Here is a 19,457-nt window from a genome sequence, read left to right as displayed (position 1 = left end):
CGGGCCGTCACTTCGGCAACGCATCCCCCACCGCGCTGTACGCGTTCATCGGCAACGTCGACGCGCCCCCGAACACCGCGGCGTCGCGGCGTGGGAACCAGAAGACCGTGGCGGACAAGGTTTCCACGCGGCCGGTGTCGGCGCCGTACATGAGGCCGCCGACTTCCGCGGTGATGCGGGTGGCGGGACCGGTGTAGTAGCCGAAGAGCGGCACGTCCTGGCCGGGGCGGCCCGCGGTGAGCGCGTGGAAGCCCGGGAAGCCGGCGCGGGAGCCGGTGGCGAGTTCGGCGGTCACCCCACCGGGGGTGCGGTGGCCGAGGACGAGCTCGTACGGCGAGCTGTCGTGAAGGGCCGCGGTGCTCTGGAAGAACAGCACGACCTCGCCGGCCGGGTCCTGGACCCCGGTGTCCACCACGGCGCCGATCGGGGCCGCGGCGCCGTGCTCCGGCCGGGCGGCGCTGACGGCCAGCGTGGTCACCGGAATCTCCGCGGGCGGGCGCAGCAGCTGCGCCCCCACCACTACGCCGACGAGCACGACCACCGTCGCGGCGGCGGCCGAGAGGCGGCGCAGACGGCGACGCCGGCGGCCGCGGCGCATCACGCCGGCGAGGTCCACCGCGTCGAACGCAACGGCGGGCGGCAGCGCCAGCACGCCGCGCAGGTCGTCGAGATCCGTCACGACGCCCGCCCCGCCGCGCACGGGTGCCGTTCGCCGGCCGTCACGCGCATCTTGGCCAGCGCGCGCGAGTTGGTGCTCTTCACGGTGCCGAGCGAAACCCCGAGCTCGGCCGCGACGTCGGCCTCCGCCAGGTCCCAGAAGTGCCGCAGCACCACGATCGCGCGCTCGCGCGGGCTCAGCGGCGCCAGCGCCCGCATGAGCCACTCCTGGTCGGCCACGCCGTCGGTGAAGTCGCGGGCCACCGCGCGCTCGGGCACGACCTCGGTGGCGTCCTCGCGGTAGGGCCGGCGCCAGCGGTCGATCACGTGGTTGGCCAGCACCCGGCGCGCGTAGGCGTACGGGTCCTGCTTGCGGATGCGCGGCCACACCGTGTACGTGCGCACCAGGGCGGTCTGCACGTCGTCTTCGGCCTGGTGCCGATCGCCGGTCAGCAGGTAGGCGGCGTGCAGCAGCCTCGGCGAGGCCGCGCGGACGAAGTCCGCGAACTCGTGGTCACCTCGGGCCATACCGGTCCTCGCGCGCGTGCATGACCGGTCAGACGAGCGGGCGGGCCGAAAGGTTGAGTCCATTCTCCGACGGGTGCCGGACCGACGGGTGCTAGAACGGACCGATGTCGCCGACCGGAAGGTGCTCAATGCAGCGCGCGGACACGATCGACCAGGCCCTGGCGCGGTTCGACGCCGGCGAGCTCTTCGCCGAGCTCGCCGCGCGCGTCGCGTACCGGACCGAGAGCAACCTCGCCGAAGGGCACCCGCGGCTGCGCGCGTACCTCACCGACGAGCTCGCCCCGGCTCTGCAGGCGCTCGGCTGCCGCACGCGCGTGGCCGAGAACCCGGTGGCCCCGGAGTGCCCGCTGCTCATCGCGACGCGCCACGAGTCGCCCGACCGGCCCACGGTGCTGCTCTACGGCCACGGCGACGTGGTCAACGGCGAAGCACCCCGATGGCGTGAAGGGCTCGATCCGTGGACGCTGATCGCCGAGAGCGAGCGCTGGTACGGCCGCGGCTCGGCGGACAACAAGGGCCAGCACACGATCGACCTGTTCGCCCTGCGCGAGGTCCTGCGGGCGCGCGGACAGCTCGGCTTCAACCTCGTGGTGCTCATCGAGACCGGCGAGGAACGCGGCTCCCCCGGCCTCGTCGAAGTGTGCGAGCAGCTGCGTGACGAGCTGCGCGCCGACGTGCTGATCGCCTCCGACGGGCCGCGGGTGCGCGCCGACCTGCCGACGCTGTTCCTCGGCTCGCGCGGGGTCACCCAGTTCACCCTCACCGCGGACCTGCGCCCGCGTGACCACCACTCCGGCAACTGGGGCGGGGTGCTGCGCAACGCCGCCACCACGCTCGCGGCCGCGATCGCGTCCCTTGTGGACGGTCAGGGTCGCATCCTGGTGCCGGGGCTGCGGCCGCCGGTGATCCCGGCGTCCGTGCGCGAGGCGCTCGCCACCGTGCCGGTCGGGGGCGGCGCGGACGACCCGGCCGTGGACGAGGACTGGGGCGAGCCGGGCCTCACTCCGGCCGAGCGGCTGTTCGGTTGGAACACCGTCGAGGTGCTGGCGTTCCTCGCGGGCACGCCGGCCTCGCCCGTCAACGCGATCCCCGGCCGCGCGGAAGCCACCCTGCAGCTGCGCTCGGTGGTGGGCACCGACCTGGCCGGACTCGAGGCCGCGCTGCGCGAACACCTGACACAGCACGGTTTCCCGATGGTGGCCGTGGCCGTGACCGAGAGCCGGCCGCCGACCCGCACGGATCCCGATCACCCGTGGGTGCGCTGGGCCGCCGATTCCGTCGCCCGTACCACCGGCGCCGCGCCGGTGCTGCTGCCGAACCTCGGCGGCACCATCCCCAACGACGCGTTCGCGGAAGTCCTCGGCGTGCCGACGATCTGGCTGCCGCACTCCTACCCGGCCTGCGCGCAGCACGCCCCCGACGAGCACCTGCTCGCCCCCCTGGCGCGCGAGGCGACGGCGATCATGACCGGCCTGTTCTGGGATCTGGGCGAAAAGGACACCGGCTCGGCGCCGAAGTGATCACCGGACTTCGCCGCACCCGGCGCAAAGCTGTGACCAGCGACGTTCACCCAGCGGATCCGAAAGCGTGACCGTGCGGACACGCACATGCACCTCCCGCCGCGAACCCGTGCGAGGGCGATGGCATGATGCCCCAACCGGTCCCGCCCGCGAAGGGCGGCAGTGAGCCGACGAGGAAGGTGAGGCTTGAGCACGCGCACCACCCAAGTGGACGATCTCCGATTGGTGGCTCAGCCCAGTGCGGTTCCGTGCACCGAGCTGTTCGTCCGCCTGATCCTGTCGGACTGGTCGCTCCTGCCGATGCTGGAACAGGTCACCGCCACCACGTCGCGGCTCGTCGGCGACATCGTGGACCAGAGCAATCCCGCCGCCCCCGCGTTCCTCACCGTGCGCCTGCAGCTGCGCGGCGAGGTGCTGGTGATCGAGATCGAGGACGACCTCGTGGGCCCGAACCCGCCGCGCACCGCCCCGGGCGAGCGCATCGGCGTGGAACCCCACCGCGCCGGCCGGCTCACGTGGTGCGAGATGGCGCTGCCCGGCGGCATGTCCGCGGGCCAGGTCCGCCTGCCACGCCGCCAGGAACGCCGCACGCTCGTGGACGAGCCCGTGTCGGGCGCACCGGTCGCCGCCGATCCCGAGGTGCTAGAACGGCTGCTCAACCGGCTCAGCGGCTGGTCCGGCTGAGCACCCCGGAAGGCCTGCGCGCACCGGCCGGCCGAGTGGCCCGGCCGGTGCGCCGCACCGTCCACAGTGGATGAACCGGTGGCCGCCGACTGGTGCGTGCCTGACAAAGCTGCGCGGTGTCCGGGGGGGGAGACCGCCGATCGGGTCGCGGTTTCAGTTGTCGCCAGACGAGCAGTGGGACGTGACCGGAGGACCTGGTGCCGGTTCGCACCGGTCAGCGGGGTCCGCCGACGCTTGCGCGGGCGCGCCAGTACGCCACCGACATCATCCGTGGCACCTTGGCCGGGCCGAACTGCGCGGATCTGCTGACCGGGACAAGGCGTACTCCTCGCGGGCCGATCCGTGGACGTTCGCGGTTCGTGGCGTCCCCGCGCCCAAGACCAGGAAGCGCGCCGACGCCGCCGCGGATCACACGGCAATGGCCCACCGCGTTCGATCCGGTGGACCACCGCGGACGCACCTCGCCGAACACGGCTTCGCTCTGCTCGAACAACGGCGTGGTTCGACCACTCGCTACGACACACTCTCAGTCGTCTGCTGCTCCGCCGCGCTCGGACACGCCGTGGCCATCCGGACCAACGCGTGGTCGGACACGCCGCTCAGGCGGCGGGTTCGCCCCACGCGCGTTCGAGCGCCTGCGCGAACACCTCGGTCGGCTGCCCGCCCGCGATGCCGAAGCGGCGGTCCAGCACGAAGAACGGCACCCCGGTGGCGCCGAGCTGCGCGGCTTCCCGCTCCTCGGCCCGCACGGCGTCGGCGTAGGCGGCCGGTTCGGCCAGCACGCGGGCCGCGTCGGCGCGCTCGAGGCCGGCTTCCGCCGCGACGTCGAGCAGCGTGTCGCCGGTGAACAGCGGGCGCGCCTCGGCGAAGTTGGCGGTGAAGAGCGCGTTCACCATCTCGTTCTCCCGGCCCCGCTCGCGCGCGAGATGCATCAGCCGGTGGGCGTCGAAGGTGTTGCCGACCTGCCGGTCGAGGCGGTACTCCAAGCCGGCTTCCGCGACGAGCCCGGAAAGCCGGTCCTCCATCGCCGAGGCCTGCGCCCCGTACCGCGCGGCGAGCATCTCCTGCAACGGCTCCACCGCGTCGCGCGACGGGTCCAGCTCGAACGACCGGAACGTCACCTCCACCTCGTCCCGGTGCTCGAACCCGGCCAGCGCCGCCTCGAACCGCGCTTTCCCGAGGTAGCACCACGGGCAGATGACATCGCTCCAGATTTCCACGTGCATGCCCCCAGCCTAGGGACCACGCCGGGGCGCCAGAAGTACGCACTCCCAGGTAACCGGCCCTTTCCTGCGGCGTCGCCGCGGCCCGGGCCGGGCGTTGTGGGCGGACTCACGCCCACGCAGCGTGATCGCGCCGACCACCCGGCCGTGGGCCCAAGCTAGGAGTTTGCCTAGTTCCCGCCCGTTTCAATCGAAGGTGTGGAGCGACCTGGGACGAAGACCGAAACCCGGCGGGGCGACGCCGGGGCCGAATCCGCGTCACGGCCGCGTACCGCGTGGGAGAGAACGGGCGGGTTCGCGGGCCTGCTGGTGTCTTCGCTGCCGTCGCTGGTGTTCGTGGTGGTGAACTCGTTCGCCGGACTCGTGCCGGGCATCGTGAGCTCGGTGGCGTCCGGGGTGCTGTTCGTGGTGCTGGCGGTGGTGCTGAAGAAGCCGCTGCAGCCCGCGGTGTCGAGTTTCGTCGGCGTGGCCATCACCTCGCTGATCGCCTTCCTCACCGGGTCGGCGAAGGGCTACTTCCTGTCCGACATCTGGTTCAGCCTCGGGTGTTTCGTGGTGCTGGCGGTGTCGATCATCGTGCGCCGCCCGCTCGTCGGGGTGGTGTGGAGCCTGGTCAACAGCGAGAAGATGAAGTGGCTGGCCGACCGGCGCTCGCGACTGGGCTACGACCTGGCCACGGCCACGGCGACACTGGTGTTCGCGTCGCGCTTCCTGGTGCAGCAGTACCTCTACGACCAGGACCGCACGGGCTGGCTGGCGTTCACGAAGATCGCGATGGGCAACCCGCTCACCGGCCTGGCGTTCGGCGCGGCGGCGTGGGCGATCCACTACGCGAGCAAGCGCGAGAAGCTGCTGGCCGAGACGTAGGCGCGGCGGGTTCCGAATTTCCGCGCGCAGGGTGTCGAATGGCGTCGAGCCGGTTCGTAGGCAGGGTGAGAGACCGGCAACGCCTTTCGGAGGAGCTCACCATGACGCAGTACCTGCTCGCGGTCCAGCTGGACGAGACCCAGCTCGAGACCGGCGAGGAACTCAAGGCGCAGATGGCCCGCACCGGCCAGGTCATCGACGACATGAAGGACGCCGGGGTGTGGGTGTTCGTCGGCGGCCTGCAGCCTTCGCACGCCTCCACCGTGGTGCGGCCCGGCGCCGGCTCGACCACCACGATCACCGACGGCCCGTTCGCCGAGACGAAGGAACAGCTCGGCGGCTTCTGGGTGATCGAGTGCGACGACCTCGACCAGGCCCTGTCCTGGGCGCACAAGTGCGCGCTGGCTTGCCGGCAGCCGATCGAGGTACGCCCGTTCGGCGAAGTGCCCGAGGTCTGATCGCGAGATGGATCTCGACAGCGTCTACCGGGCCGAGTACGGCGCCTGCGTGGCCACGTTGACGCGCCTGCTGGGTGACCTCGGGCTCGCTGAGGAGGCCGTGCAGGACGCGTTCGCCGTGGCCGTGGACAAGTGGGCCGAGGGCCTGCCGCCCAACCCCGGCGGGTGGATCGTGACCACGGCCCGCAACCGCGCGATCGACCGCCTGCGCCGGGAATCCACGCGCGAGGCCCGGCACGCGCAAGCGTTGCTGCTGCAGCAACCCGACGAACCACAGGAGGTGGGACCCGTGCGCGACGACCAGCTCCGCCTGATCTTCACCTGCTGCCACCCGGCGCTCTCGCCGCTCGCGCAGACCGCGCTGACCCTGCGCCTGCTCGGCGGGCTGGAGGTGCCGGAGATCGCGCGGGCCTACCTCGTGCCGGAAGCCACGATCTCGCAGCGGATCGTGCGGGCGAAGAAGAAGATCCGTGACGCGCACATCCCGTATCGCGTGCCCGCCGAGGCCGACCTGCCCGACCGGCTGCCGCCCGTGCTCGCCGTGCTGTACCTGGTGTTCAACGAGGGCTACACCTCCACGTCCGGCGAGCTGCTGCGTACGGACCTGTGCCTGGAAGCGATCCGCCTGGCCCGCGCGCTGGCCGACCTGATGCCGGACGAGCCGGAGGTGCTCGGGCTGCTGGCGCTGCTGCTGCTCACCGAGGCGCGCCGGCCCGCGCGCCTCGGGCCTTCGGGCGAACTGGTGGTGCTCGCCGCGCAGGATCGCGCGTTGTGGAACCAGGAGCTGATCGCCGAGGGCCACGACCTGGTGCGCCGGTGCCTGCGGCGCAACCAGCCCGGGCCGTATCAGCTGCAGGCGGCCGTGAACGCCGTGCACACCGACGGGCCGGCCACCGACTGGACCCAGGTCCTCGCGCTCTACGACCAGCTCCTGGCGCACTCCCCCACCCCGGTCGTCGCGCTCAACCGCGCGGTCGCCGTGGCCGAGGTGCACGGCCCGGCGGCGGCGCTGGCGGTGGTCGACGAACTCGACCTGCCGGGCTACCACCTGCTGCCCGCCACCCGCGCCGACTTCCTGGCGCGGCTGGGCCGCACCGCCGAAGCGGTGGCCGCCTACGACGAAGCGATCGAGCTGGTCACCAACGACACCGAACGCGCGTTCCTGCGATCGCGCCGGGAGCGGCTGACCTGATTTCTACGGCGCGGCAACGGGTTCGCGCGCACCCGTGCGTTCGGCGCCGACCCCCGCGGCCACCACCAACGCCACGCCGAAGGCCGCGGCGACGTCGGGCACCTGGTGCAGCACGAGCAGCCCGATCGTCATCGCGATGGCGGGTTCGAGGCTCATCAGCGTGCCGAAGGCCGGCGCGGTGAGCCGCCGCAGCGCGAGCATCTCGAAGCTGAACGGCACCACCGGCAGCAGGATCGCGAGCCCCAGCCCGGCGAGCAGCAGCTCCCACGACAGGTGCCCGAACACCGCCGGTCCCTGGACCAGGGTCGCGACGATCGCCGCCACCGGCATCGACACCGCGAGCCCGCGCACGCCCGCCACCTCGTCGCCGACCCGTTGGGTCAGCAGGATGTAGGTCGCCCAGCAGACGGCCGACGCGAGGGCGTAGCCGACGCCGACCAGGTCCGCGCCGCCGTGCCACGGCTCGGTCAGCAGCACCACCCCGGCCGCGGCGAGCACGGGCCACAGGCGTTTGCCGCCGCGGCCGCGCGTGATCGCGACCGTGAGCGGCCCGAGGAACTCCAGCGCGCTGGCGGTGCCGAGCGGCAGCCGGGCGACGGCGGCCATGAACAGCATCGTCATGCCCGCGGTGACCACCCCCAGGCCCACGCACGCGAGCAGCGCCGAGCGGCTGAACGACGACGGCCGCGGCCGCACCAGCACGAGCAGCAGCACGCCGGCCCAGGCCAGGCGCAGCCACGCGGCGCCTTCGGGCCCGACGCGGTCGAACAGCCCGACCGACAGCGCCAGGCCCAGCTGCACGCAGAGCATCGCGGCGACGGCGAGCGACGCCCCGGTGCGGGTGGAGGAGGAGAGCACGCGTCCAGGAGAGCGGACGCGCACCGTTCGTGTCCACCTGCCGATCGTGAACGTACCGTCCGGGATTCCTGGACAATGGCGGCATGGACACGCGCAGGCTGCAGTTCCTCCTCGAACTCTCGCGGCTCGGCTCGATGCGCGCGGTCGCGGATGTGCTCGACACCACCACGTCCACGGTGTCGCAACAGATCGCCGCCCTGGCCCGCGAGACCGGCGCGCCCCTGCTCGAACCGGACGGCCGCCGCGTGCGGCTGACCCCGGCCGGGCAGCGGCTGGCCGAGCACGCCGTGACCATCCTGGCCGCCGTCGAAGCCGCCCGGGCCGACCTCGACCCGCACGCCGAGCCCGCCGGCACCGTGCGCGTGGCGGGCTTCGCCACGGCGATCCGACGGTCGCTCCTGCCGGCCTCCTCGCGGCTGGCCGCCACGCACCCGCGGGTGCGCCTGGTGATCAGCGAGTACGAACCGGCGGAGGCCCTCGCCCAGCTCCTCGCCGACGACGTCGACCTCGCCCTGATCTACGACTACGACCTCGCCCCCGCGACCACCGACCGCTCCCTCGACGTCCGTCCTCTGTGGACGACCCCGTGGGGCCTGGGCGTACCGGCGACCTCGGCGGACCTCGTCCACGGCGACGGCACGCTCGCCGTGTTCGACGCCTTCCGCACCCACGACTGGATCGGCAACTCCCGCAACCGCGCCGACGAAGACGTCCTCCGCACCCTCGCCTCGATGGCCGGCTTCACCCCGCGCATCACCCACCTCGCCGACAGCCTCGACCTGGTGGAGGACCTGATCGTCGCGGGCCCCGGCGTCGGACTCCTGCCGGCGGCGCGGCCGACCCGCCCGGAGGTGACGCTGCTACCGCTGACGGGGCCGGATGTGCGGCTGCGGGCCTTCACGGCGACGCGGCGTGGGCGGGATGCTTGGCCGCCGTTGGCGTTGGTGTTGAGCCTGCTCTAGACCGCGGGTGCGGCCTCCGCCAGCTCCGCCTCGCGAAACGCGGCGGACGAGCTGCCGCCACCAGGACTCACGGCTACGCGCCGCGGGCGGAATGCCTGGCCACCGCTGACGTTGGTGTTGAGCCTGCTCTAGACCGCGGGTGCGGCCTCCGCCAGCTCCGCCTCGCGAAACGCGGCGGACGAGCTGCCGCCACCAGGACTCACGGCTACGCGCCGCGGGCGGAATGCCTGGCCACCGCTGACGTTGGTGTTGAGCCTGCTCTAGACCGCGGGTGCGGCCTCCGCCAGCTGCGCCTCGCGAAACGCGGCGGGCGCGCTGCCGCCACACCACTGCCGAAGTAATCGACTCGGATGTGCGAGCGCCGTCGCATCGACCCATCCGAGCGCACTCAGCTCTGGCTCACAGATGGCGCGCGCCACCTCGCCATCCCCTCACCGCCGCCGACCGGGCCGGGACGTGCGGCTGCGAACCTTCACGGCGACCCGTCGCGGGAGGGGCGCGCGGCCGCCGTTGGCGGTGCTGAGCCTGCTCTAGACCACCCGCGCAGCCTCCGCCAACTCCGCCTCACGGAACGCCGCCGGCGAAAGCTGCCACCACACCACCGCCGCCGCGGCCAGCTGGATCAGGGCCCCCATCACCCAGACCGCGCGCAGGCCGACGTGTGCGGCGACGAAGCCGCCGGCGAGGGCGCCCAGGGGTGTGAGGCCCCAGGCGAGGGCGCGGTGGCTGGTGAGCACGCGGCCGAGCAGCGGGGACGGCGTGAAGCGCTGGCGGGAGGACTGCGAGCAGACGTTCCAGACCAGCGTGGTCGCCGTGAGGAACACGAGCACCGCGCCCACCAGCGGAGGCCACGGGGGCACCACGGCGATCGCCAGCTGGGTCACCACGCCGCAGCTCTGTGCGAGCCGCATGGACCACGAGTAGCCGAGCCGGCGCACCACGCGGTCGACCACGAACGACGACGCGACCCAGCCGACGGCCAGGCAGGCGAGCAGTCCGCCGTAGCCGACCGGGCCGAGGTGCAGGTCCTGCGTGGCGAAGAGCACGAGCATCGCGTTGCCCGCGCTGGCGGCGAACGAGCCGAGGGCGACGGAGATCGTGATCGAGCGCAGCAGCGGCGTGCCGACGAGGTAGCGCAGTCCTTCGCCGATGTCGCGCAGCGGGTGGGCCGGCGATTTCACCGGCGGGGCCGACGGGATGCCGCGCACCAGCAGGAAAGCCCCGACGGCGGCCGCCGCGGCGGCCCACGCCGGAACGCCCGCGCCGAGGCCGAGCAGCACGCCCGTGACCGGCGGCACGACGAATTGCACGAGCCCGCGGTCGATGACCTGCAGCCGCGCGTTCGCCGCGGCGAGCCGGTCGGGGCCCACGACTTCCGGTACGAGCGCGCCGCTGGCCCCGTCGCCGAACACCTGCGCGGTGGTGACCACGAACGCCACCGCCGCCACCACCGGCAGGCTCAGCGCGTGGGCCGACCCGGCGACCGCGAGCGCCACGACCGCCGCGGTCAGCACCGCGTACGCGCCCGCCAGCACGGCCGTGCGCCGCACGCGGTCGATCACCACGCCGGCGAACAGCGACAACGCCAGCCACGGCGCCTGGCCCGCGACCGTGACCAGCGAGATCGCGCGCGGATCGGTCGTGATCGACACCGCGAGCAGCGGAATCGCCGCGAGCACCAGCCCTTCCCCGGTCGAGCCGAACACCGCGACCACCTGCAACCGCCCCCACGACCCCATACCGGCGAGTCTGCTGGCGGCGTCAAGTGGTTTTTCCCTGCGGCCAGGCCATCTTCAGCCGACCGGCGACGGCGCCGTGGTGGCCCAGCCGCCGTCCACGGCGAGGGTCTGCCCCGTGAGGTAGGCCGAAGCAGGCGAGGCGAAGAACAGCACGGCCGCGGCGACGTCGTCCGGTTCGCCGACGCGGCCCAGCGGCACGGTTTCCAGGTACTTCGCCCGCGCGGAGTCGTCGTCGACGATCCAGGCGCCGAGCGTGGTGCGCACGGCGCCCGGGGCCACGGCGTTGAAGCGGACCCCGCGCGGACCCCATTCGGCGGCGAGGGCACGGGTCGCCGCTTCGTTGCCGGCTCGCAGTCCACTGTAGACGGACAGCGCGGGCAGCCCCAGGCGGGCGGCTCCGGACGACAACGTGACCACGCTGCCCCCGCCGCGCGCGGCCATGCCGGCCGCGGCGAGTCCGGAAAGGACGATCGGCGCGCGCAGGTACACGGCCCAGGCCTCGTCGATGTCCGCGAGCCGCACCTGGTCGGCGCGCCCCGCGCCGGTGCCACTGCCGGCGTTGTTCACGAGGACGTCGAGCGGGCCCGCGGCGGCGATGATCTCGGCCGGCGCGTCCGGCCGCGCGAGGTCGGCGGGCACCACCCTGGCCTCGCCCGGCAGCGAGCGCGCCACCTCGGCCAGTGTCGACGCGGAGCGGCCCACCAGCACCACGTGCGCGCCGGCTTCCGACAGCACGCGGCTCACGGCAGCGCCGATCCCGCGGCTCGCGCCGGTGACGAGCGCGGTCTTGCCGGTGAGGTCGAACAGTTCGGTGATCTTCATGAACCCCACGCTAAGCCGCCCGAACCGGACGAGTGTTACCTTCTGATCCGCGATAGTTGTCCGATCGTCCAAGGAGCGACATGGACCCGGTGGAGGACGTGCTCACCGCGATGCGGATCGAGCAGTCGCGCTACCTGCGGGTGGAGGCCACCGCACCGTGGGGCATCGCCTTCCACGCGCCCGAAACCACGCGTCTGGTGCTGATCGCGTCGGGTTCGTGCGTGCTCACGGCCGACGCGCTGCCGCAACCACGCCGGCTCACGGCGGGCGACTGTTTCGTGGTCCAGGCCACCACCAAGTTCGCCCTCGAAGACGAGCCCGGCCGCCCGCTCGTCGAGTGCGAAACCCTGTTCCCCGAGCCGGACCGCACCGTCGCGACCCACGGCGGCCCCGGCGCCCGCACCGACATCGTGTCCGGCCGCTTCTCGTTCGACACCACCGCCGCCGAGCCGCTGTTCGCGATGCTGCCGCCGCTGTTCGTGCTCGACCTCCACGGCGCGGCCGGGCAGCAGCTGCGCGCGACGTTCGAGCTGCTCGCCCGCGAGGACGCCGAAGCCGGCCTCGGCTCGGGGCTCGTGACCAGCCGGCTCGCCGATGTGCTGTTCGTGCAGGCCATCCGCGCGTTCTGCGAAACCGGCGGCGGCACGCTCGGCTGGCTCGCCGCCCAACGTGATCCTCGCCTCGCTGCGGCCACCCGCGCCCTGCACGCCGACCTCGCGCACCCGTGGACGGTCGAGGCGCTGGCGCGCGAGGCGGGCCTGTCGCGCTCGGCGTTCGCGGCCGCGTTCCGCGCCGTGGTGGGCGAGACTCCGCTCGGCTACCTCACTTCGTGGCGCCTGCACCAGGCGAAACGGCTGCTGCACGAGACCGACCTCAGCGTCGCGCAGATCGCGGCCCGGGTGGGGTACGAGTCCAACGCCGCGCTCACCCGCGTGTTCCGCCGCCGCGAAGGCACCACCCCGGGCGCGTGGCGGCGCCGGTGACCCGGCGGAACAATCCCGGCACCGACGTAGTTGAATTTTCACAAACCCCCGGACCCAGGAGGACCTGCCGTGCCGCTCACCTCGGAACCGTTGCGCAAGCTGGGTTTCCTCACGATCGGGCTGTTCGACGAGGACGACCCCGGCGCCGGCCACGAATCCACGCTGCAGGTCATCCAGCTGGGCGAAGAGCTCGGCTTCGACAGCGCGTGGGTGCGCCACCGCCACCTGCAGTTCGGCATCTCCTCCCCCGTCGCCGTGCTCGCCGCGGCCAGCCAGCGCACGAGCCGCATCGAACTCGGCACGGCCGTGATCCCGCTGGGCTGGGAAAACCCGCTGCGCCTGGCCGAAGACCTCGCGACGGTCGACGTGCTCTCGCACGGACGCCTCAACCCCGGCCTGAGCGTCGGCCCGCCCCGCCACTACGACCACCTCGCCCCGGCCCTCTACCCGGACACGGCCGACGCCGAGGACTTCAGCTACCAGCGCGTGGAGCGCCTGCTGGGCTTCATCCGCGGCGAGAAGGCCACGGACTTCAGCGGCACCGAGGGCATCGAGGAGTACTCGCCGCGCGTGCAGCCCCACGCCGCCGGCCTCGCCGACCGCCTCTGGTACGGCGGCGCCAGCACCCGCTCCGCCCGCTGGGCCGGCGAGCACCGCATGAACCTGCTCACCAGCAGCGTCGTCCGCGCCGAAGACCCCGACGCCACCGAAGTCGACTTCGCCGCCATCCAGGCCGCCCACATCCACGAGTTCCGCGCCCACCACCCCCTCGGCGCCGACGCCCGCGTGTCCCAAGGCCTCGTCGTAATCCCGACCGACAGCGCGACCCCCGAGCAGCGCGCCAAGTACGAGGCCTACGCCGCCTCCCGCCGGCCCCGCGTCGGCAAGGCCCACGGCCCCGCCCGCATGACCTTCGCCGAGGACCTGGTGGGCACCTCGACGCAGATCGCGGAGCGCCTCTACGCCGACGCCGCGTTCCGCGAGGTGTCGGAGGTCGCGTTCGCTTTGCCGTTCACCTTTGAGCACGAGGATTACGTGCAGATCCTTACGGATGTCGCGATGAAGTTGGGGCCGGAGTTGGGCTGGAAACCGGCGGCCTGAGGTCCGCGAGGGTTAACTCGGCCGAGTGATTCCGGGGCTTTCCGCACCTGGTCACGATCAAGCTCATCAGCCTGCTTCGGCATCGCTGCTTCCGGCTGAGTTAGGATCCCGGACGCACCGTGCGGGCACTGCTGGTGTCGCCCACCCGGCAATCGGGGCGACCGAACCACCGAACAGCACGACCCATCCCTCGGGTACCAGAGCGATCACAGCTGGATCCCCTCCGCGCCGAGCCGGGCGGCGGCCACGGAAGGATTGTGTTGTGCCAACGCCGATAACCAAACTCGCCGCGATACGCCGGGGGTACACCGGCGAGTCCCACCAGGAAGCCCACAAGGCGATCACTGCCGGCCTGGCGAAAGCTCGAACTCTGCGAGACGCGGCATTCCCCGAAGCGCACTCACTGCACCAGCGGGTGCTGGAAACCTCTCTCCTGTTGGCGATCAGACACTCGACGCCGAGCACCGGACCCTCCCCGGTGATCCGCAAGGTGAGCCCGCGGCGCGACGCACTCGTGGTGAGCCTCGCCGAAGGCGCGGCTCAGGCCCGGTTCTTCCGCGCTCTGCTCGCGCCCCTCGAGCCGACCGAGGGACGCGACGGGATACCCGGCTTGCGCTTCGACTTCGCCGGCCCGAACCTCATGCTGCGCTTGCTCGACGTGGACGGTCGGCTCACCACCAGCCGAGTCGTCCTGCGCGGCGTCAGCGCGGATTCCTGGACCGGGATGTGGGCGACGCTGCGGTCCACCGTGTACGGCGGCAAGTGCGTGGACCCGTTGCTGGATCGTTCCCCGAAGCTCAGTTCCGGAGAACGGCACGGCTACGACTTCCACTGGCAGCACTGCGGTCCCGTCGGTCTCGGCAGTGCCCTCCTGCGCCGCATCGGCCTCGTCGCCGGCGCGGCCGGACTCGACGTGTGGAGCGGGCTCGGCGGCACCGTGCTCCACCTCGAGACGCAACGAGGTCCGTCCGTGCACTCGCTGGTGGAGCGGCTGCGCCATCCCGTGGCCGGGATGATCCACGGCGACCTCGAACTGGATCTGACCCGCGGTCCGTTCGACGCCGCCTCGACTTTCGCGAAGATCGTGGACCACACCCCGACTCCGGACAGGTTCGTGGGCCGCTTGCGGGAGCAAGGCAAGCCGCCCGCGCTGGCACTGCGCACGCTCGACGCCGGGGCGCACCGATGACCACCCTTGGGCAGGACGAGGACCTCACGTTCCTCAAGCTGCTCGACCGTGTCCTCGCATCCGCAGCACGGACCACGCGGGCACTCGCGCTCGTCCGAACGTGCGCTCTGTGCGCCACCGCGTTGACGGTCGCGATGGCACTGCTCGCCTTCGCGCTGGGCCCCGGCTGGTTCACCCGGATCGTCGTGGCCTCCGCCACCGTGCTCACCGCCGGAGCGGGCGGTCTCGTGGCCGTGATCAGCCGCGCCAGGAAGAATCAGCGCCGGACCACGACCGCCTCCCCCGAGCGCAACTCGCCACCCACCGAAGCCGGTCCCGAGTAGTTCCCGAGCACCAGCAACCCTTACTCCCCCGCCGACCGCCTGGGCCGACCCGAATCGACCAGGGCCGGTCCATCCACATCGGACCGACCGGCCCCGGCCGATGAAATCCTCAATCAGCCACTCTCACTCAGCCCAGTACAACCGCATCGCGTTCTCCACCAACAGCTTCTGCCGCGCCTCCACCGTCCGCGCGATCCGGGGCACGAAATCCACCAGCGTGCCGTCGTCCGGCATGTGGCTCTTCATGTTCGGGTGGGGCCAGTCGGTGCCCCACAGGACGCGGTCCGGGAACTCCTCCACCAGCAGGCGGCCGAACGGCACCACGTCGTCGTACGGTGGGCCCGCCACGGTGAGGCGCTCCGGGCCGGTCACCTTCACCTGGAAGTTCGGGTGCTCGCGCAGCAGCGTGCGGAAGCGGCCGAACTCCGGGCCGTCCACCGGCTTCGTCACGTCGGGGCGACCCATGTGGTCCACCAGGACCGTGGTGGGTAGCGAGGTGAACAGGTCCCACTTCTCCGCCAGGTCCGCGGCCTCGAAGTAGATCACGATGTGCCAGCCCAGCGGCGCGATGCGGGCCACCAGGTCGTGGTAGTACGCGTCGGGCTTGGGGTCCACGAGGCGGCGCACGAAGTTCAGCCGGATGCCGCGCACGCCGGCCGCGTGCAGCCGCGCGAGCTCTTCGTCGGACTCCGTGCCGCGGATGGTGGCGATGCCGCGGGCGCGTTCGCCCGCGGCGGCGAGCGCGTCGACCAGCGCGCTGTTGTCGGCGCCGTGGCAGGTCGCCTGCACGATCACCTGGCGGTCGATGCCGAGGAAGTCGCGCAGGGCGAACAGCTGGTCCTTGCCGGCGTCGGTCGGTGTGTACTTGCGTTCCGGCGCGTAGGGGAACACGGCGCCGGGGCCGAACACGTGCGTGTGCACGTCGACGGTGCCCGGCGGCAGCGCGAAGGTCGGCTTCGTCGGGTCCGGGTCGTAGGAGAGCCAGCCGGCGTCGGCCATGAACGCGCTCATGCGCCCCTCGCCTTCAGCGCCTGGTCCAGGCGCGGATAAACACGTCGGACGTTGCCCTCGTACACCTTCGCCTTGTCCACTTCGGACAGCCCGAGCGCGTCGACGTAGCGGCGCGTGTCGTCGAAGTGGTGGCCGGTGCGCGAGTCGATGCCGCGCACGGCGCCGACCATCTCCGAGCCGAACAGCACGTTGTCCACGTTGATCACGTCGAACAGCAGGTTGATGCCCGGCTGGTGGTACACGCAGGTGTCGAAGAAAACGTTCGGCAGCACGCCTTCGTCGGGTTCCGGGCGGCCGAGCATGTCGGCGAGCCCGCGGTAGCGGCCCCAGTGGTACGGCACCGCGCCGCCGCCGTGCGGGATCACGAAGCGCAGGCTCGGGAAGTCGGTGAACAGGTCCGACTGCAGGAACTGCATGAACGCCGTGGTGTCGGCGTTGAGGTAGTGCGCGCCGGTGGCGTGGAAGGCCGGGTTGTCCGAGGCCGACACGTGCACCATGGCCGGCACGTCGAGCTCCACCATGGCCTCGTAGAACGGGTACCAGCTCTTGTCCGTGAGCGGCGGCGCGGTCCAGTGCCCGCCGCTCGGGTCGGGGTTGAGGTTGCAGCCCACGAACCCGAGCTCCTCCACGCAGCGGCGCAGCTCCGCCACCGAGTGCTCCACCGGCACGCCCGGCGACTGCGGCAGCTGGCAGACGCCGATGAACTTGTCCGGGTAAAGCTGCGTCACGCGGTGCACGAGGTCGTTGTTCACCCGCGACCATTCGGTGCTCACGGCCTCGTCACCGATGTGGTGGCCCATGGCCGACGCGCGCGGCGAGAACACGGTGAGGTCGACCCCGCGGTCGGCCATCAGCCCCAGCTGGCCCTGCACGGACTCCCGCAGCTCGTCGTCGCCGATCGCCGGGTAGGCGGGGGCGGCGGTACCCGCGTCGTACGCGGCGCGCTGCGCGTCCCGCCAGCTCGTGTGGGCCGCGGGCACGGTCGTGTAGTGGCCGTGACAGTCGATGATCACTCGGTGTCGCCTTTCGGGTCTTCTTCGGACATTCGCGTGCGGACGGCGTCGAGCAGCGGCAGCAGCTTGGTCTCCAGCTCGCCCAGCTCCGCAGGCCGGTGCGCGGCCGCCCAGTCCTGGCGGCGCGCGATCGCCTCCGCCATCACGGGCTCGACTCCGGTCTCGGCCACGGTCACCGCGGCCTCCCGCAGCTCCTCCGCACGGCGCACGCCGTGCTCGAGCGAGCGCGAGATCATGTACGCGGCGAGCTGTTCCCAGTCGTCGGCGGGCAGCAGGTTCGACAGCGACCCCAGCACCCGCCCCTCCACGCCCCACTCGCGCGCGGCGAGCAGTGATTCGGTGAGCAGCGCCTCCACGCCCTTGATCACCACGGAGCGGCACAGCTTGGTGGCCGCCGCGCGGCCGACCACGTCGGCGTAGACCTCCAGCCCGCTGAACCCGAGCGGGCGCGCGAACTCCGCGAACTCCGCGGCGTGCGGGCCGCCGAGCAGCATCGGCGCCGCGAGGCGCTTGGGGTTGATCGGCGACATCACCGCGGACTCGACGTAGCGGCCGCCGGCGGTCTCGATCACCTCGGCCGCCGCCTGCTTCTGGCCCGGGGCCGCGGAGTTGAGGTCGAGGAACCAGCAGCCGGCGGGCAGCCCGGCGGCCACCGACCGCGCGGCCGTGAGGTCGTTCGCCGCGGTCACGGCGCTGATCACCAGATCGGCTTCGCGCACGGCGTCGTGAGCGTCCACAGCGGACACCAGGCCGAACCGTTCGGCGTTGCGCGCGGCGGGGCTCGCCGGATCGGCCAGCGCGACGTCCCACGCCGTGAGCTCCACCCCGGTGAGGTCCTGGGCCAGCACGGCCCCGACCTCGCCGAGGCCGAGCAGCGCGATGGTCGTCACGCGGTCACCGCCTTGACCTGCGGCTGGCCCTCGGTCGCGACGCCGAGGTCGACGTCCTTGGTCTCCGGGCCGATCAGCGAGCCCACGAACACGAGCGCGCCACCGAGCACGAGCAGGGCCGCGGCGGTGTAGCCCGACGGCATGATGTGCTCGAGCCAGCCCTGGTAGTAGGCGTAGAACGAGGTCAGGATCAGCGGCATGCTGTACCCGAGGCCGAACCCGCTGCCGCGCACGGCGGGCGGGAAGCGCTCGCACAGGTACGACGGCGTCACGGCGAACGTGCTGCCGCCCGAAAGCCGGATCACGAACGTGAGCAGCAGCACCGCGCCGAAGCCGGAGTACCAGCCGAGGCTGATCGTCGCGAACGCGCCGGCGCACACCACGCCGATGCCGATGCCGGACCACGCCAGGAACTTGCGCCGGCCGATCTTCTCCGACAGCGCCCCGAGGAACGGGAACAGCACGGAGTGGATCGCCTGCACGATCACCAGCGCGGCCGTGACCTGCGTCGCCGACACGTGCGCCTGGAACTGCAGCGCGCTCGGCAGCAGGCCGGAAGCGAGGTTGGACGCGAACCAGATGCCGCTCATGATCACGAACACCTGCAGGAACTGCTTGCGCGAAGAACCCACGAGCACGTCGCGGATCGGCGTGCGCGACTTCGGCGTGGACTTCCACGTCTCCGACTCCTCGACGGTGCGCGAGAAGTACACGCAGAACACCGCGCACAGCAGCGCGCCCACGAGGAACGGCACGCGCCAGCCCCACTGCGAGTAGGCCGAGTTCGTGCCGCCCGAGGGCGCGATCCGCAGCATGATGAAGGTCACCAGCGAGATCGCGCAGTAGGAGATTGGGAAGCCCATGCCCACGAGGCCGCCGTACCAGCCGCGCTTGCCGGTCGGGGCGGCCTCCATGGCCAGCGGCGTGGCGCCGGTGTACTCGCCGCCGAGGAACACGCCGTCGATCAGGCGCAGCACCACCAGCAGCACCACGCCGAGCAGGCCCACGGCGTGGTAGCCGGGCAGCAGCGCGATGAGCAGTGTGCAGATCCCGCAGCCGGTGATCGACCACAGCGTCACGCGGCGTCGCCCGACCTTGTCGGCCAGGCGGCCGAAGATCAGCGAGCCGAGCGGCCGGCCGAGCAGGGTGGCCACGAAGATCAGCGAGGTGATCACGGCCCGGCTGCCCGTCGAGACCGACGGCGGCAGGAAGTAGTTCATCGCCGGCGTGAGCGCGACCACGGGCAGGTAGACGTCGAACATGTCGACGAAAAAGCCGAAGGACGCGCCGATGACGGCGTTGCGGGTCGAGGTCTTGGCCCCTCTGGCGGCGGGCGGTGACGTGGCCGGTTCGGACATCGTCGTGATCATCTCCTGTCGTCCCGGACGCATCCTCGCGGCCGGCTGGGTCTGCCGGGGAACGTAACCCGGCGACCCG

The 19,457-nt window shown here is 72.3% G+C and carries 20 protein-coding genes; 10 read left to right on the top strand and 10 right to left on the bottom strand.

Annotation, left to right across the window (positions count from 1 at the left end):
- Positions 1 to 7: 7 nt before the first annotated feature.
- The gene (locus VSH64_RS11630; protein ID WP_326835560.1) at positions 8 to 679 is read right to left on the bottom strand and encodes a hypothetical protein; all 672 of its coding nucleotides are present in this window, start codon (positions 677 to 679) and stop codon (positions 8 to 10) included.
- Positions 676 to 1,185, bottom strand: coding sequence for a SigE family RNA polymerase sigma factor (locus VSH64_RS11625; RefSeq protein WP_326835559.1), 510 nt, complete (start codon positions 1,183 to 1,185; stop codon positions 676 to 678). Before VSH64_RS11625 ends, VSH64_RS11630 begins: the two co-directional genes overlap by 4 nt.
- 128 nt (positions 1,186 to 1,313) lie before the next feature.
- Here VSH64_RS11625 and VSH64_RS11620 point away from each other — a divergent pair, with 128 nt between their 5' ends.
- On the top strand, positions 1,314 to 2,705 hold the full coding sequence (locus VSH64_RS11620; protein ID WP_326835558.1) for a M20 family metallopeptidase: 1,392 nt from the start codon (positions 1,314 to 1,316) through the stop codon (positions 2,703 to 2,705).
- 186 nt (positions 2,706 to 2,891) lie between these two features.
- Positions 2,892 to 3,389: an ATP-binding protein gene (locus VSH64_RS11615; protein ID WP_326835557.1), complete on the top strand. Its 498-nt coding sequence runs from the start codon at positions 2,892 to 2,894 to the stop codon at positions 3,387 to 3,389.
- 599 nt (positions 3,390 to 3,988) lie between these two features.
- On the opposite strand, the gene VSH64_RS11610 is transcribed toward VSH64_RS11615, so the two are convergent.
- Positions 3,989 to 4,615, bottom strand: a complete 627-nt coding sequence (locus VSH64_RS11610; RefSeq protein WP_326835556.1) for a DsbA family oxidoreductase — start codon at positions 4,613 to 4,615, stop codon at positions 3,989 to 3,991.
- 195 nt (positions 4,616 to 4,810) lie between these two features.
- On the opposite strand from VSH64_RS11610, the gene VSH64_RS11605 reads away from it, so the two are divergent.
- From VSH64_RS11605 to VSH64_RS11595, 3 genes are all read left to right on the top strand, one after another.
- Positions 4,811 to 5,479: a DUF3159 domain-containing protein gene (locus tag VSH64_RS11605; protein WP_326835555.1), complete on the top strand. Its 669-nt coding sequence runs from the start codon at positions 4,811 to 4,813 to the stop codon at positions 5,477 to 5,479.
- Positions 5,480 to 5,580: 101 nt separating this feature from the next.
- Positions 5,581 to 5,937, top strand: a complete 357-nt coding sequence (locus VSH64_RS11600) for a YciI family protein (RefSeq protein ID WP_326835554.1) — start codon at positions 5,581 to 5,583, stop codon at positions 5,935 to 5,937.
- Between the two features lie 7 nt (positions 5,938 to 5,944).
- The gene (locus VSH64_RS11595) at positions 5,945 to 7,129 is read left to right on the top strand and encodes an RNA polymerase sigma factor (protein ID WP_326835553.1); all 1,185 of its coding nucleotides are present in this window, start codon (positions 5,945 to 5,947) and stop codon (positions 7,127 to 7,129) included.
- Positions 7,130 to 7,132: 3 nt separating this feature from the next.
- Here the strand turns inward: VSH64_RS11595 and VSH64_RS11590 are convergent, their stop codons facing one another.
- Positions 7,133 to 7,987 carry an EamA family transporter gene (locus tag VSH64_RS11590; protein WP_326835552.1) on the bottom strand — a complete coding sequence of 285 codons (855 nt, stop codon included), beginning with the start codon at positions 7,985 to 7,987 and terminating at the stop codon, positions 7,133 to 7,135.
- A gap of 83 nt (positions 7,988 to 8,070) precedes the next feature.
- Between VSH64_RS11590 and VSH64_RS11585 the strand changes: the two genes are divergently transcribed.
- Positions 8,071 to 8,949, top strand: a complete 879-nt coding sequence (locus VSH64_RS11585) for a LysR family transcriptional regulator (RefSeq protein ID WP_326835551.1) — start codon at positions 8,071 to 8,073, stop codon at positions 8,947 to 8,949.
- 530 nt (positions 8,950 to 9,479) lie between these two features.
- Here the strand turns inward: VSH64_RS11585 and VSH64_RS11580 are convergent.
- Complete coding sequence (locus VSH64_RS11580) at positions 9,480 to 10,688, bottom strand: MFS transporter (protein WP_326835550.1); 1,209 nt, start codon at positions 10,686 to 10,688, stop codon at positions 9,480 to 9,482.
- Positions 10,689 to 10,742: 54 nt separating this feature from the next.
- Positions 10,743 to 11,510 (bottom strand): SDR family NAD(P)-dependent oxidoreductase, encoded by a 768-nt coding sequence (locus tag VSH64_RS11575; protein WP_326835549.1) that lies wholly within the window; start codon positions 11,508 to 11,510, stop codon positions 10,743 to 10,745.
- 80 nt (positions 11,511 to 11,590) lie between these two features.
- On the opposite strand from VSH64_RS11575, the gene VSH64_RS11570 reads away from it, so the two are divergent.
- From VSH64_RS11570 to VSH64_RS11555, 4 genes are all read left to right on the top strand, one after another.
- The gene (locus tag VSH64_RS11570; protein ID WP_326835548.1) at positions 11,591 to 12,493 is read left to right on the top strand and encodes an AraC family transcriptional regulator; all 903 of its coding nucleotides are present in this window, start codon (positions 11,591 to 11,593) and stop codon (positions 12,491 to 12,493) included.
- 69 nt (positions 12,494 to 12,562) lie between these two features.
- A complete protein-coding gene (locus VSH64_RS11565; protein ID WP_326835547.1) occupies positions 12,563 to 13,594 on the top strand; it encodes an LLM class flavin-dependent oxidoreductase in 1,032 nt (343 codons plus the stop codon).
- Between the two features lie 436 nt (positions 13,595 to 14,030).
- The gene (locus VSH64_RS11560) at positions 14,031 to 14,783 is read left to right on the top strand and encodes a hypothetical protein (protein ID WP_326835546.1); all 753 of its coding nucleotides are present in this window, start codon (positions 14,031 to 14,033) and stop codon (positions 14,781 to 14,783) included.
- A complete protein-coding gene (locus tag VSH64_RS11555; RefSeq protein ID WP_326835545.1) occupies positions 14,780 to 15,106 on the top strand; it encodes a hypothetical protein in 327 nt (108 codons plus the stop codon). The genes VSH64_RS11560 and VSH64_RS11555 overlap by 4 nt, the downstream gene beginning before the upstream one ends.
- A gap of 123 nt (positions 15,107 to 15,229) precedes the next feature.
- Here VSH64_RS11555 and VSH64_RS11550 read toward each other — a convergent pair whose 3' ends face one another.
- The 4 genes from VSH64_RS11550 to VSH64_RS11535 are packed head-to-tail and all read right to left on the bottom strand — an operon-like array spanning position 15,230 to position 19,378.
- The gene (locus VSH64_RS11550; protein WP_326835544.1) at positions 15,230 to 16,117 is read right to left on the bottom strand and encodes an amidohydrolase family protein; all 888 of its coding nucleotides are present in this window, start codon (positions 16,115 to 16,117) and stop codon (positions 15,230 to 15,232) included.
- The gene (locus tag VSH64_RS11545; protein ID WP_326835543.1) at positions 16,114 to 17,130 is read right to left on the bottom strand and encodes an amidohydrolase family protein; all 1,017 of its coding nucleotides are present in this window, start codon (positions 17,128 to 17,130) and stop codon (positions 16,114 to 16,116) included. Before VSH64_RS11545 ends, VSH64_RS11550 begins: the two co-directional genes overlap by 4 nt.
- The gene (locus VSH64_RS11540) at positions 17,127 to 18,020 is read right to left on the bottom strand and encodes a DUF1932 domain-containing protein (protein ID WP_326835542.1); all 894 of its coding nucleotides are present in this window, start codon (positions 18,018 to 18,020) and stop codon (positions 17,127 to 17,129) included. The genes VSH64_RS11545 and VSH64_RS11540 overlap by 4 nt, the downstream gene beginning before the upstream one ends.
- Complete coding sequence (locus VSH64_RS11535; RefSeq protein WP_326835541.1) at positions 18,017 to 19,378, bottom strand: MFS transporter; 1,362 nt, start codon at positions 19,376 to 19,378, stop codon at positions 18,017 to 18,019. The genes VSH64_RS11540 and VSH64_RS11535 overlap by 4 nt, the downstream gene beginning before the upstream one ends.
- Between the last annotated feature and the right edge of the window lie 79 nt (positions 19,379 to 19,457).

It is taken from the genome of Amycolatopsis rhabdoformis, from assembly GCF_035918295.1.
GTDB classification, from domain to species: Bacteria; Actinomycetota; Actinomycetes; order Mycobacteriales; family Pseudonocardiaceae; genus Amycolatopsis; species Amycolatopsis rhabdoformis.
The sequence above is the reverse complement of the archived record's forward strand: the minus strand, read 5'-3'. Positions and strand labels throughout refer to the sequence as shown.